This is a genomic window from Natronomonas salinimetallica (assembly GCF_013839515.1).
Taxonomy (GTDB): Archaea; Halobacteriota; Halobacteria; order Halobacteriales; family Haloarculaceae; genus Natronomonas.
In genome coordinates, this window is record NZ_JACDNQ010000001.1 from 172,463 (window position 1) to 185,385 (window position 12,923).

Annotated in this window: 18 protein-coding genes; 8 read left to right on the top strand and 10 right to left on the bottom strand. The window is 66.4% G+C overall.

Translation table 11 applies throughout. The annotated features are described in order from the left end of the window. Position 1: 1 nt before the first annotated feature. Genes HZR14_RS00790 through cbiT form a run of 5 tightly spaced genes read right to left on the bottom strand, consistent with a single transcriptional unit; the run spans position 2 to position 4,214 of the window. A complete protein-coding gene (locus HZR14_RS00790) occupies positions 2 to 946 on the bottom strand; it encodes a precorrin-3B C(17)-methyltransferase (RefSeq protein WP_181690960.1) in 945 nt (314 codons plus the stop codon). After that, positions 946 to 1,926, bottom strand: a complete 981-nt coding sequence (gene cbiG, locus HZR14_RS00795; RefSeq protein ID WP_181690961.1) for a cobalt-precorrin 5A hydrolase — start codon at positions 1,924 to 1,926, stop codon at positions 946 to 948. The genes HZR14_RS00790 and cbiG overlap by 1 nt, the downstream gene beginning before the upstream one ends. 2 nt (positions 1,927 to 1,928) lie before the next feature. Further along, positions 1,929 to 2,900, bottom strand: a complete 972-nt coding sequence (locus HZR14_RS00800; RefSeq protein WP_181690962.1) for a cobalt-precorrin-4/precorrin-4 C(11)-methyltransferase — start codon at positions 2,898 to 2,900, stop codon at positions 1,929 to 1,931. Then, on the bottom strand, positions 2,893 to 3,678 hold the full coding sequence (locus HZR14_RS00805; RefSeq protein WP_181690963.1) for a cobalt-factor II C(20)-methyltransferase: 786 nt from the start codon (positions 3,676 to 3,678) through the stop codon (positions 2,893 to 2,895). Before HZR14_RS00805 ends, HZR14_RS00800 begins: the two co-directional genes overlap by 8 nt. Further along, the gene (gene cbiT / locus HZR14_RS00810) at positions 3,675 to 4,214 is read right to left on the bottom strand and encodes a precorrin-6Y C5,15-methyltransferase (decarboxylating) subunit CbiT (RefSeq protein ID WP_181690964.1); all 540 of its coding nucleotides are present in this window, start codon (positions 4,212 to 4,214) and stop codon (positions 3,675 to 3,677) included. Before cbiT ends, HZR14_RS00805 begins: the two co-directional genes overlap by 4 nt. A 331-nt stretch (positions 4,215 to 4,545) precedes the next feature. Here cbiT and HZR14_RS00815 point away from each other — a divergent pair, with 331 nt between their 5' ends. The 6 genes from HZR14_RS00815 (at position 4,546) to HZR14_RS00840 (ending at position 9,265) form a co-directional block, all read left to right on the top strand. Further along, positions 4,546 to 5,613 carry a zinc-dependent alcohol dehydrogenase family protein gene (locus HZR14_RS00815; protein ID WP_181690965.1) on the top strand — a complete coding sequence of 356 codons (1,068 nt, stop codon included), beginning with the start codon at positions 4,546 to 4,548 and terminating at the stop codon, positions 5,611 to 5,613. Between the two features lie 121 nt (positions 5,614 to 5,734). Continuing rightward, positions 5,735 to 6,163, top strand: coding sequence for a universal stress protein (locus HZR14_RS00820; RefSeq protein ID WP_181690966.1), 429 nt, complete (start codon positions 5,735 to 5,737; stop codon positions 6,161 to 6,163). Between the two features lie 134 nt (positions 6,164 to 6,297). Then, complete coding sequence (locus HZR14_RS00825) at positions 6,298 to 6,564, top strand: DUF8139 family protein (protein WP_181690967.1); 267 nt, start codon at positions 6,298 to 6,300, stop codon at positions 6,562 to 6,564. Between the two features lie 90 nt (positions 6,565 to 6,654). After that, entirely contained in the window at positions 6,655 to 7,602 is a 948-nt protein-coding gene (locus HZR14_RS00830) for an ABC transporter ATP-binding protein (RefSeq protein ID WP_181690968.1), read from the top strand. Further along, positions 7,599 to 8,507, top strand: a complete 909-nt coding sequence (locus HZR14_RS00835; RefSeq protein WP_370464933.1) for an ABC transporter permease — start codon at positions 7,599 to 7,601, stop codon at positions 8,505 to 8,507. Before HZR14_RS00830 ends, HZR14_RS00835 begins: the two co-directional genes overlap by 4 nt. A 56-nt stretch (positions 8,508 to 8,563) precedes the next feature. After that, a complete protein-coding gene (locus HZR14_RS00840; protein ID WP_181690969.1) occupies positions 8,564 to 9,265 on the top strand; it encodes a TOBE domain-containing protein in 702 nt (233 codons plus the stop codon). 1 nt (position 9,266) lies between these two features. Here HZR14_RS00840 and HZR14_RS00845 read toward each other — a convergent pair whose 3' ends face one another. The 3 genes from HZR14_RS00845 to HZR14_RS14290 all read right to left on the bottom strand — a co-directional run bounded on the left by HZR14_RS00845 (position 9,267) and on the right by HZR14_RS14290 (position 10,251). Continuing rightward, positions 9,267 to 9,710, bottom strand: a complete 444-nt coding sequence (locus tag HZR14_RS00845) for a hypothetical protein (protein ID WP_181690970.1) — start codon at positions 9,708 to 9,710, stop codon at positions 9,267 to 9,269. Positions 9,711 to 9,882: 172 nt separating this feature from the next. Beyond that, the gene (locus tag HZR14_RS00850; protein ID WP_255479127.1) at positions 9,883 to 10,125 is read right to left on the bottom strand and encodes an SHOCT domain-containing protein; all 243 of its coding nucleotides are present in this window, start codon (positions 10,123 to 10,125) and stop codon (positions 9,883 to 9,885) included. Continuing rightward, a complete protein-coding gene (locus HZR14_RS14290; RefSeq protein WP_255479128.1) occupies positions 10,126 to 10,251 on the bottom strand; it encodes a hypothetical protein in 126 nt (41 codons plus the stop codon). 353 nt (positions 10,252 to 10,604) lie between these two features. Here HZR14_RS14290 and HZR14_RS00855 point away from each other — a divergent pair, with 353 nt between their 5' ends. Then, a complete protein-coding gene (locus HZR14_RS00855; protein WP_181690971.1) occupies positions 10,605 to 10,751 on the top strand; it encodes a hypothetical protein in 147 nt (48 codons plus the stop codon). Positions 10,752 to 10,817: 66 nt separating this feature from the next. Then, complete coding sequence (locus tag HZR14_RS00860) at positions 10,818 to 11,831, top strand: carbohydrate kinase family protein (RefSeq protein ID WP_181690972.1); 1,014 nt, start codon at positions 10,818 to 10,820, stop codon at positions 11,829 to 11,831. 259 nt (positions 11,832 to 12,090) lie between these two features. Here HZR14_RS00860 and HZR14_RS00865 read toward each other — a convergent pair whose 3' ends face one another. Further along, on the bottom strand, positions 12,091 to 12,522 hold the full coding sequence (locus HZR14_RS00865) for a universal stress protein (protein ID WP_181690973.1): 432 nt from the start codon (positions 12,520 to 12,522) through the stop codon (positions 12,091 to 12,093). A 136-nt stretch (positions 12,523 to 12,658) separates the two neighbouring features. After that, positions 12,659 to 12,829, bottom strand: a complete 171-nt coding sequence (locus HZR14_RS00870) for a hypothetical protein (protein ID WP_181690974.1) — start codon at positions 12,827 to 12,829, stop codon at positions 12,659 to 12,661. Positions 12,830 to 12,923 lie beyond the last annotated feature (94 nt).

Here is a 12,923-nt window from a genome sequence, read left to right on the forward strand (position 1 = left end):
CTCAGAAGTCCTCCACCTCGCGGCCGCCGCGCGGCGTCACGAGGAAGTGTTGGTAATCGTTCGCCCACTCGTGGCTGTCCGCGGTCCCGATGAGGATCGAGGTCCCCATTCCGCCGACCTCGTCGGCGTGCTCGTCGGTCTCCCCGAGTGTCGTGATCGTGTGTGTCTCGTCTTCGAGGTTGCGGCCGTCCTCGCCGCGGCCGGCGTCGTTGAAGATCGCTACGGACACGTCGTCGCTGCGCTCCTCACGGATCACGTCGATCGCGCGCTCGTGGTCGCGCCAGCAGTTATACAGGACGATGACGAACCCCGAAATCGCCGCCGCCCGCAGTTTCTCCTCGATCTCGTCCCAGCCGCGCCACTTATCCGACAGCGAGATCGTACAGAAGTCGTTCGACAGCGGGGCACCGAGGTTCGCCGCCCCGCCCAGCGCCGCCGTCACGCCCGGGACGATCTCGATGGGGACGTCCGTCGCGTCCTCCTCGTCGGCCATCAAGAAGACGAGATCGCTCTTCCCGTAGACGTTCGGGTCGCCGCCGGAGACGTGTGCGACGTCCTGGCCGGCCCGGACGCGCTCGAACGCCTCCTGTGTCAGTTCGACCTGTCGGCCCATCGAGGAGCGGACGAGCTCTTGGTCCGTCCCGTCAGGACGGGTCAGCACGGCCCCGTCGGACCACGATTCGGGGCGAGCCTCGGCTGTCGGCCCGGCCACGTCGGCCGCTGTCCCGCCGCCGTCCGCTGTCGCCTCGCCGTCACCGGCCGCGCGTTTCGGCGGGATCGTCCCGTCCTTTCGAAGGAACTCCTGATAGAGGTTCGAGGCGATGACGCAGTCGGCCGTCTCGATCACGTCCGTTGCGCGTCGGGTCATCGCGTGCGGCAGGCCGGGACCGATCCCGACGACGTAGAGGGTGCCGTAGCCCGCCGGCGGGTCCGACTCGTCGGACATTACCGTCCCACCGCCACGGTCACCGCGTCGTCGAAGCGCTCTTTCTCCCTGAGCAGTTCGTGTTCGCGCCCGCCCGCGATCGCCGATGCCTCGGCGATCCCCGGCCAGCCGATCAGCTCCTTCGCCCGGGAGGGCGTCGGCCCCTCGTGATCGAGCAGCGTCTCCTTTTCGAACAACACGACCCCCGCGCCGATCTCCTGGGCGGCCTCGTAGAGCCCCTCCTCACCCTCCTTTCGGGTGGCGGTGGCGACGAACTCCACGTCCGAAACGCCGAGGTCGAGGTCGCCGAGCGCCGCATCCCAGGCGTCGAGTACCTGCTCTTTTTTGACGCCGCTGACGGTGCCGGTCCCCAACACGACGCCCCCGTCGTTGCGTTTCATGACGGTCACGTCGCCGCCGACCAACACGGCACGGGGGCCGTCGAGGCGCTCGACTGGCCCGATTTCGTCGTTCAGGACGGCGAGGTTCGTCGCGACCGTCGAATCGCCGTTGACGACGTGGGCGTCCAAAGCCTTCGCCTTCGATTCGATCCCCTGTTTGCCCGCGGCCTCGCTGGCGGTCGTCATCGCCGGGACGGCGCCGAGTTTCGAGAGATCGTATGCGACCTGGTTCGCGCCGTGGTGGCCACCGGTCAGCGGGATCGCCCACGTCAGTTCCTCGTCGACCACGACGACCGCGGGATCGTCCCACTTGTCGTCGAGCAGCCCGGCGGTCTTCCGCATCGCGATCCCGGAGGCCATGAGGCCGACGAAGCAGTCGTACTCGCCCCAGTGCTCGGCGAAGACGTCGCCGTGGTACTCCAGGATCTCGATCGACTCGTAGTCGTCGGCCAGTTCGTCCTTGATTTCCTCGGCGACGGGCAGTTTGCGCTCGAAGCTCACGATCGCGATCTCCTCGGCGACCTCGCCGTCGGAGTCCGGCGTCGAGCAGTGCCCGTCCGAGTCGTCGCTTCCGTCGTCCGCGTTCGTATCGGTGCTCATTGTCAGTCGTCGTCCGAGGGGCTCTCGGTTTCGGTTTCGGTTTCGGTGTCGCCGTCGGTTCGGCTCGGTTCGGACCCGGCGGACTCGTCCGTCCCCCGGTCCCCGCTGGCCCACCCGCCGTACAGGTAGGATCGCTCGTAGCCCGCCCCGGCGGCGGCATCGCCGATCAACACCATCGCGGAGGCACGGTAGCCGGCCTCGTCGACCTTTTCGCCGATGTCGCCGACCGTCCCCTCGATGATGTCCTCGTCGGGCCAGGAGGCGTGATAGACGACCGAGACGGGCGTGTCGGGGTCGACCCCCGACTCGACGAGGCGGTCCATCGTGTCGGCGACGGCGTGGGTGCCGAGGTAGATACAGGTCGTCACGTCGCCCATCCCGACGAACTCGGCGATGTGGTCGTCCTCGGCCTCGAGGGTCTTGCCCTGCGGCCGGGTGAACGCGACGTGGTTGGCCGTCTCGTTGAGCGTGAGCTGGGTCCGCAGCGTCGCGCTCGCCGCGAACGCGGAGGTGACGCCGGGGACGAGATACGTCGGCACGCCCTCGTGCTCTAAGGCGTCCATCTGTTCGAGGGCGGCACCGTAGATCGCCGGATCGCCGCTGTGGAGACGGACGACCGTCCGGCCGTCCTCGTAGGCCTCGCGCATCAGGGGGACCAGCTCTTCGAGGTCCTTGCCGACGCTGTTGACCAACTCGGCGTGGGCGCAGTAGGCGTCGAGCACCTCGCTGTTGACGAGCGAGCCGGCGTGAACGACGAGGTCCGCGGCTTCGAGTGCCTCCCTGCCGGCGACGGTCAACAGGCGGGGGTGGCCCGGTCCCGCGCCGATAAAGGGGATCCCCTCGCGCTCGTCGCCCGCGGTGTGTTCGTAGACGCGCTCGTCGCGCTCGTGGGCGTGTCGCTCGCGCTGGGCGTCGATCGCCGTCTGGGGATCCGGGGAGGGTTCGTCGTCGGTGCCGTCGTCGGCTTCAGTCATCGGTTCCCTCCGAGTCCCGGTAGGCCTCGCCGTCGCCGGCCGACTCGGCGGCGGCGAGTTGGGCGGCGACCCGCCCGCCGTCTGTCTCCGTCTCGCTCCCGAAGGCCGCCGTCGCGGGGGCCTCACCGGTGTCGGGTTTCTCGGCGTAGGCGACGGTGTAGTAATCGCGCTCGTCGAGGCGGGTCGGCTCCTCCGTGACGATCGTCTCGTGGCCGTTCATGAACAGCCGTCGGCCGTAGGTCACGTCGTAGCCCGCCTCGATCAGCTTCTCGTGGGTCGTCGGGACGTCGGTCACTTTGAAGAGGACGAGCCGATCGGGACCGACGGGAGCGGCCCCGCGTGCGGCCTCACGGAGGACGAGTTCGGACCCGGCGGTGATCTCGACGCCGAAGGCGGTCGCAAAGGCCGTCACCGTCGAGACACCGGGGACCGTCTCCACCTCGACGTCGGGATGGAACCGATCGAGGGTCCGACGCAGGTGGCCGAACGTCGAGTAGACGTTGGGATCGCCCAGCGTGACGAAGGCGGCGGTGCCCTCGGCCGCGGTCGGGGCGATCTCCGCAGCGGCGGCCTTCCAGGCCGTCCGGAGTTCGTCCTCGTCTCTCGTCATCGGGAAGTCGAGATCGCCCAACTGCCCGTCGTCGACGTACTCGGTCGCGACGCTCCGCGAGAGCCGGCCGGGCGTATAGACGACGTCGGCCGATTCGAGCGTCTCGCGGCCTTTGACCGTGATGAGATCGGCGTCTCCGGGGCCGAGGCCCACGCCGTACAGCGTCATGTGGCGCCTCCGGCGATGACGTAGACCGGATTGTCCGAGTCGAAACTCGTCGCGCCCGCGAGTTCGTAGCCCGTCGAGACCTGCAGTTGGACGACCTCCTCGAAGAGGTCCCGCTCGCGGAACGCCCGGACGGCGTCGCCTGCGACCTCGAGCCGCGAGACGTTCATAACGACGCGGTCGACGCCGGTCTCGACGGCGTGATCGAGGACGCCGACGTAGTTGCGCGAGCCGCCCAAAAAGAGCGCGTCGGCGTCGTCGGGCAGCGCCTCGGGGGCCTCCCCCTCGATCAACTCGACGGCCTCGACGCCGTTGGCCGCGAGGTTCTTTCGAGTCGCCTCGAGGCGCTCGGGCTTGCGTTCGAGGGCCGTCACACGGCCGGCCCGGCGGGCGGCTTCGATCGTCACCGCGCCGGTACAGGAGCCGACTTCGACGAAGTGGTCGCCGTCGTCCAACTCGAGCTTGCCGAGCGTGACGGACCGGACCTCCGGCTTCGTCGGACCGGCCTTCGCATCGTGTGGAAGCGCTGTGCGTGCCATGGGTGTACAACCGGAGCGACCGACAAAACAATTGTGGTTGTTTTAGCACAAGTGAAATTTATGAGCCGGGACGGGAGGATACCGAGCGTCGCGGCGGGTCCGGGTGCGTCGTGAGGACTGGCGGCACTGGGCCGGCTGTGCCGTGTTGGTGTCTACGGGCGGAGCAGGCCGGGGCGGCTCACGGCCGACCCTCGATTAACAAAAACAGGCATGAATATATTAGTGTATATTACTGAATAGTCTACCTTACCAACAAGTGGGTGAATTTTACATCTCGGAGGCGGGATTTTGCACAAATTTTAATACAAGACCCTTGGTACGTGGGTTCGCAATGCAAGCAGTACTACTGGAGGAGTTCGAGGAGCCCCTGGAGGTACAAGACGTCGAACGCCCGGAACCGGACCCCGACGGTGCCGTCGCCGAGGTCATCGGCTGTGGTGTCTGTCGGTCCGACTGGCACTGCTGGCAGGGTGACTGGGACTGGTTCGGCTACCGGCCCGACCCGCCGCACATTCTCGGCCACGAGCCAACCGGACGCATCGTCTCCGTCGGCGAGGACGTCGAAAACGTCGAGGAGGGTCAAGAAATCGCGATCCCGTTCAACTTCGCCTGCGGCGATTGCGACCTGTGCCGGAACGGTCGCGAGAACATCTGTGAGAACCACGTCGGTCTCGGGTTCATGAACCAAGCCCCGGGAGCGTTCGCCGAGGAGGTCCACATCCCCAACGCGGACACCAACGCGATTCCGCTCCCAGACAGTATCGACGCCGAGGCCGCCGCCGGCTGTGGCTGTCGGTTCATGACGTCGTTCCACGCGATGGCCCACAGAGCACCCGTCAACGCCGGCGACGACGTCGTCATCCACGGCTGTGGCGGCATCGGCCTGTCGGCGGTCCACATCGCGAACGCCCTCGGCGCCAACGTCATCGGCGTCGACCTGATGGACGACAAACTGGAGAAAGCCGAGGAGCTCGGCGCGGTCGAGACGGTCAACGCGACGGAGGTAGACGACGCGGTCAAAGAGGTCCACGATATCACCAACGGCGGGGCGGACGTCTCCGCCGACGCGCTGGGTATCGCGACGACCTGCCAGAACGCCGTCAACAGCCTCAAGAAGGGCGGCACGCACGTCCAGATCGGACTGACCACCTCCGAGGAGGAGGGGATGGTATCGCTGCCGACCGACGACATCGTCGCCAAGGAGATCGAGTTCAAAGGGTCGCTCGGTCTCCAGCCATCCCGATACAGCGAGATGCTGGACATGATCGAGTCCGGAAAGCTCAATCCGACGGCGCTGGTCGAAAAGAAAGTCGACCTCCACGCCGTGCCCGACGAACTGGCCGCGATGAGCGACTACGACACGCTCGGCATCCCGGTCTGTAACGACTTCAGTAGCTAGATCCGCCGCGTCCACGTCACGACTTTTTTCCGCTGCCGCGATCGACTCGCCAGTGTCGTCTTCTATGAACGTGATATGTTCCGACATATGTTAGTAGTAGCCCTCCGTCAGCCTCGTCCGTATGGCCGACTACGAGACGATTCTGATTCCAACCGACGGAAGCAAGGCGGCCGAGCGGGGTATCGAACACGGGCTCGGGATCGCAAACGATAACGACGCCGACGTGTATTTCATACGAGTCATCGACGAGTCCCGATACGGCAAGACACCGGCGCTGTCGAACTACGAACTCGCGCTGGAGGAAGCCGAAAAAGAGGCGACGGCGGAGCTGGATGAGCTGGTCGAACGGGCCGAAAAACAGCGCTTGGACGCGGTGAGGGCCTACTGCAGGGGAACTCCCCACGAGGAAGTCGTCGACTACGCCGACGAGGTCGACGCCGATCTCATCGTGATGGGCAAACACGGCAGGGGTAGTTCGGAGACGCCCTACATCGGAAGCGTCGCCGACCGGGTGTTGCGAACGGCACACTGTCCCGTGTTTACGGTGTAGGCCCACCGGCCCGACGCCGGCTCACCACCCACGGTCCAGCGCTTTTCGGGGGTGGAGTCCCACCGTCAGGACGAGGGATCGCCGTACGCGCGACCCAACGCATTAAGCCGCCGGCCTCGAAGACGGGGACGAAAATGACCGACATCCCGACCGAGCCCTACGACGTCGGCGACCACGTCCGGGTCCAACTCGCCGCCGATGGCGCCGAGAGCGATTTCGAAGGCACCGTCTGTCGCGTCCGCCACGTCTTCGCCGACCGACCGGATCCCGACCCCGACGCGGACGACGACGGCCGGGAGATGGACCACGCGTCCTACCGCCTCGAGGACGCGGAAAGCGCCGAGACGCTGCCGGTCGTCTTCCGACACCAGGACCTGGTCCCGGCCGGAGAGCGCGCGTAAGCCGCGCGCACGTGAGCCGTACGTCTCCCAATACCTCCCGTCCTGCCCCGTTTCACGCCGCTTAACCGCGTCCCTGACCTACGGTCGTGTATGGATCCCGCAATACGGACTGACGGCCTCCGGAAGGCCTACGGCGACGTACAGGCGCTCGACGGGCTGACCTTCGAGGTCGATCGAGGGGAGTTCTTCGGACTGCTCGGCCCCAACGGCGCGGGCAAGACCACTTTCATCAACGTCCTCGTCGGGCTCGTCCGAAAGGACGGCGGGACGGCGGAGGTGTTCGGCTTCGACGTCGAAGGCGAATACCGCCAGGCCCGCGACCGGATCGGGCTCGCGCCACAGGAGTTCAACGTCGATCGGTTCTTCCCGATCCACGAGGTGCTCGAACACAAGGCCGGCTACCACGGCGTCCCGCAGGGGGAGGCCGAACGCCGCGCCGAGGAGGCGCTGAAGACGGTCGGTATCTGGGAGAAACGCGACACGCGCTTCGATTGGCTCTCCGGCGGAATGAAACGGCGATTCCTACTCGCGCGCGCGCTCGTGACCGAGCCGGAACTGCTCATCCTCGACGAGCCGACGGCGGGCGTCGACGTCCAGTTACGGCGGGACCTGTGGCGCGTCATCGAACGGCTCAACGCCGGCGGGACGACGATCCTGCTTACGACTCACTACATCGAGGAGGCCGAACGGCTCTGTGACCGGGTCGCGATCGTCGATTCGGGCCGGATCGTCGAGGTGTCGACCCCGGACGAACTCCGGTCCCGCGGCACCGATCAGGTACATCTCACCCTCTCGGAGCGCCCGGCGGCCGTCCCGGCTCTCGACGTCGAGGGGGTCGTCGAGACGCGACTAGAGGGGTCGACGCTCGTCGTCACCGCGCAGGGCGGCGGTACGGTCGCACCCGATCTGCTTCGGGAACTCGAATACGAGGGCTACGACGTGCTCGATCTCGACATCCGGCGGGCCTCCTTAGAGGAGGTCTTCGTCGATATGACCCGGACCGACGAGGCCGCCGAGCCGATGGGGGTGATCCAGTGAGCGCGGATTCGAATCCGGGGGAGCGTCGAGCATCGAATCCGGGGGAGCGTCGAGCATCGAATACCGGGGAACATCGAGCATCGAACACGGGGGACGGCCGGGAGACCCCCACGCGAGCGGTCGATTCTCGGGGCGGAAATGGCGTCTTCGGTGTCGGCTTTCGCTCGCTGCTCCGCCGGGAGATACTGCGGTTCGTCCGACGCCCCACGAACACGTTCTTGCCGCCGGCGATCACGAACGTACTGTATTTCGCCGTCTTCGGCGTCGTGTTGGGCCAGCGGATCGAGGACGTCGCGGGCTTTGATTACATCGTCTTCTTGCTGCCCGGCTTGGTGGTGCTCGGCGCGATCTCGAACGCCTTCGAAAACGCCTCGTTCTCGATCTTCCACGGCCGATGGAACGAGTACATTCACGAGACGCTCACGTCCCCGTTGTCGTACACGTCGATGGTACTCGCGTACATCCTCGCGGCCGCCCTGCGGGGGATTACCGTCGGGCTCATCATCGTCGGGATCGGCCTCGTGTTCACCCCGGTGCCGATCGCCGAGCCGGTCTATCTGGCCGCGTTCATGATCGTCGTACCGCTGCTTTTCGCCTCCCTTGGCGTCATCGGCGGGCTGGTCGCGAACGACTTCGACGATCTGACCGTGATGACCCAGTTCATCCTCCGGCCGCTGGTGTTCTTCGGCGCGGTGTTTTACTCCTTGGAGATCCTCCCGCCGCTGTACCGGACGCTCTCGCTCGTAAATCCGATGGTATACATGGTCAATGGCGTTCGGTACGGCTTCTTGGGGTATCAGGAGGTCGACCCCCTCGTCTCGTTAGGCGTCCTGAGCGGATTCACGGCCGCCGTCGTCGCGCTCGACGTCTATCTGTTTAAGAGGGGATACGGACTGATCGACTGAGGGGCCCCGACGCGGTCGCAAGCGTTAAATGACCCGCCGGGAACACCGAACGGACGATGGACGATCCGGACGGACGCGGACGGGCGGCACTCATCGAGGACGACGCCGAGTTCGACGCGCGGGACGCGGCCTTGCTCCGGGCGATCGCCCGACACGGCTCGGTCGCGAAGGCCGCTTCGGAGCTCGGTCGTTCTCGCGCGCGAGCGCTCTCCCGGATCGAGGCGCTCGAGGCGGCCTTCGGCGAGTTGGTCGAACGACGCCGTGGGGGCGAAGGCGGCGGCGGGAGCCGGGTGACGGACAACGGAACTGGGCTTCTCGATCGATACGGCCGGCTGCAGGCCGCTCTGACCGCGACGGCTGGAGTCCCGGAAACCGTACTCGACGGCACCGTTACCGGGGTATCGGGGGAGCTAGCCGACGTGGAGACGCCGATCGGCCCCGTGCGCGGCCTCCACGACGGATTGGCCACCGACGAGGCTGTCCAGGTACGCGTCGGCGCGGATGCGGTGACGGTCCACGCCCCCGACGGCGATCCCGAACCGGGGTCGACGAGCGCCCGAAACCGCTTTGAGGGGCGAGTGTCGGGGACCGACCCGGGGGAGACCGTCCATACCATCCGCGTCGACGTCGATGGGACGGCGTTCCGGGCGTTGATCACCGACGAGAGCGCGATCAAACTCGGCGTGACGGCGGGCCATGCGGTCGTCCTCACCTGGAAGGCGACCGCTACGCGGCTCGTCCGCGAGACGCGGCGGTGAGCTAGAACTTTGCGCCGCCGCCGGTGACGAGTCCGGCCGACCCGATGTCGCTTTTCGCCTGCCGGAGGTCCCCGGGGGTATCACAGATAACCAGCGTCTCCCGGTTGTCGAGCGCGTGGAACTGGTATCGGTCGGGATCCGAGAGGTTCTGGAGCGCGTGGTGGTACGCCCGGATGGGGAACCGGGTCGATCCGGGACCCCACAGGCTCAGGTCGTGGACGGCCGGATCGCCGTCGAGTTCTTTGAAGATCTCGGCGAACGCTTCGATCTCGTCGATACCGAGCGCTCTTTCCGGGACGAGGACGCCGGCGCGCTCGTCGGCGTCGATGTTCGACTGTTCGTAGCTGACCGACTCGTAGGCCTCGACATACGGGTCCAACACCTCCTCGATGCCGTCCGATAGCTCGTCCTCGAGTAGCTGTACGTACAGCGTAAACTCACCCATGGGCGCTCATACGGTCGAACGGATCATACCGTTTCCGGCTCCGAGACGCGGACGCACGCGTCGGTCGCGGCGGTTATTCGTCCACGCGACGTCGATCCCGGGACCGGCTCCGTCGGTGTCGGTCCCGGCCGGAACCGTGGCCGCGGTAGCGGGGAAGCATCACACCGGCGGATCACGAACCCTCTTCGAGGACCTCACGCCGCGTCTCGTACTCGTCGTCGGTCAGTTCACCGTGCGCGTAGGCGAGACGGAGTTCCTCCAGCGCCGGGTCCGAATCGCGGTCCGCCGTGACCGCCCGAAAGACGAGATACCCCGCAGCGAGGATGGCGGCGAGGAACGCGAACTGCATGCCGATACCGATCAGCGGGATCCAGCCCGATCCGGCTGTGCTGTCCCACGCGCCGTGGCCTCCCATTTAACCCATCATCGGTCCGGTTCCCATCATCCCGAGGCCCATAGCGAACATCGGGAGCAGAACCAAGACGCCGACGACGATGAGGGCGACCGTGATGAACCGCGTTTCGTTCGTGTCGTTGGACATATGTCTTCCTCCGTGGGCTCCGCCCACACCGGGCGGTACGAGCTCGCCGTTGAATGTAGTTTCCCCCCTTTATTTGAACGTTCGCCCGCCGAACGTCGACCTCGTCCGCCCGCCGAACGTCGACGAATCGGCGCCTCGGCCGGGGACGTCGCCACGATACGGCCCGCCCCCGTCCCGCCGTATATATGTATGCGTGGAAAACACTGTCAGTGTGAGCTGGCGGAGCGAATGCGAGGGCGCCCGCCGCCCCTGTCCCCCGTGGCCACGGCCGGGGCCGGTCGTCCCGGCCACGGTCGATCGGCCCCGATCCGACACGGTTCGGTCTGTCGCCAGTTCCGATCCGATTGAAACCCATGAGCGTCGAAACACTCTGTCAGATCTGTGAGGCAGCGCCCGCCGAACACCAGTGCTCCCGATGTGGAGCGCTCGTCTGTAAGACCCACTACGACGCCGGAACCGGCCTGTGTACCGACTGTGCTCGGACGGCCCGTAAGCGGTGACGGCTCGGACCGGTTCGAACCGTAACCGTTTCACCCGGTCTCCGAGGAGTACGGATAGACGGCATCATGCCCTACGATCGGCTCCCGCGGCATCTTGCGACCTCGGACTCGCCGACGGTCACGACGCTCCCGGACGGGAGCATCGACCACTACTGTTCGGTCTCCGGCGGCGCTGAAGCGCTCGAGACACGGGCGTCGTTCGCCCGCGGGATCCTCGGCGACCGAAGCTCCTTCGGGTTTCACGTCGAGACGACAGAACCTGGCGGGCAGGCGGTCAACGCCGCGAAACAGCTCCACGGGCTTGGCGGGGACGTGACCTGTTATGGCCACCTTGAGGACCCCGTCTTCGAGCCGCTACCGTTCGAGACGGTTTCGATGGGTGATCCCTCGACTGTCTACGTCCTCGAGTTCGCCGACAGGGACGTCATGTTCGTCGACGACTCGGCGCTCACGGACTGGACGCTGGAGGAGATACGACGCGTCGGCGGTCTCCCGGACGTACTCCACAGCGACGCGGTCTGTTGTAGCAACTGGACGTCCGCGTCCGGCTTAGAGGCCGCGTTTCATCGGCTGGGGACCGAGGAGGCGGGACGGGTTCCGTTCGTGTTCGATCCGGGAGACGTGGTCGGCAACAGCCCCGACAGGATGGAGGCGTTACACGACGCACTCGCCGCCCTACAGAATACGTTCGACGTGGTTTACAACGGGAACCGGGAGGAGGTCCGGGCGACGGCCGATCCCCTCGGGGCCTTCGAGTCCGACATCGAACGCCTCGCTGCGATCCGGGAGGCGACGGGCATCACGGCCGCCGTCATGCACGCTCGCGACGAGGCCGCCGTCGCGGCGGGCGACGGGCGGACGCGCGTCGAGAACTACCGCGCTCTCAGCCCCGAGCGCCACACCGGGGGCGGCGATCGGTTCAGCGGGGCGTTGACCCACGCGCTGGCGTGTGGGTGGGACTGGGACGTCGCGCTGGCGTGTGCGAACGCCTGTGCGACGTACTACGTCGAGTCGGGGGAGACCGGCACCGCCGCCGACGTCGCACGCCTCGTCGAGGAACGGCCGGCCGCCGGTCCGTGACGCGAGAGATCGGCCGCCGGTCCGTGACGCGAGAGATCGGCCGGTCGAGCGCCGATCGGATCTATAGTAGAGACCGGAAGACGATACACACTCGACCGCACGGCGGCAGTGCGATCGACGTGTGAATAGTTGCGATGTTCACTATAGCGCTCGTCGGTGATCCGTTGGACCGATCCGTCTCATACTGCCAGCCGTACGTCTGTCGAGGATCCCGCCACTCGGGATGACGAATATCGTCAGGAAGTAACAGCCGGCAGCGTCAGTCCTCGTCCGCCCGCACCGTCATAACTGGACACGTCGCGGTTCGAACGACTTTCTCGGCGACACTCCCGAGCAGGTACCGATCGACCCCGCGCCGACCGTGTGTCCCCATCACGACCAGATCGACGTCGTGCTCGTCGACGTAGTCCAGAATCCGTCGGTACGGCGCTCCCCCGGCGATCGATCCCCGGATCGATTCGAGGCCCGCGGCCTTCGCTTCGGCCCGGGTGTCCTCGAGTATCCGTTCACCCTCCTGTTCGAGCTCCTCCAGAAGCTCCGGGGTTCCGGTCTCGACGGTGGGGGCGGTCTCCTCGATGACATAGAGGACGTGTAGCGTCGCCTCGTACGTCAGCGCGTGGTCGATAGCGTGCCCGAGCGCCGCGGCTGCGCCCTCGCTGCCGTCGGTCGGGAACAGGACGTCATCGTACATACGCGTAGATAGCGGGCACCGATGATAAAAGGGACCCGTGGAATTCGGCGATCGGATGCCCGAGCGTACGTCGGAGAGACCGATCCGACGACTGCTGTGAACGGTGCGGGTTTCGCTTCGACCGTTCCGAGGCGGTTCACCCGTCGTCCGACGGCTCGTTTCGGAGCCGGTCCCAAAGCCACAACACGAGCAACAACGGGGCAGCCGGCAACAAAAGCGCCATCGCGCCGATCCCGATGACGAGATCGAGGAGTTTGTTGCCGACGGACGTCTCCTTCGACGTGACCGGCGTTACGGTGTCTTCCATGTGCGGGCTACAGCGTCGTCCGTCATAACCGTGACGCGTCCGCGGCCGGGAGTCGCGACCCGTTCTTTTCAAGTGTCTCAACCGTCTAGACACG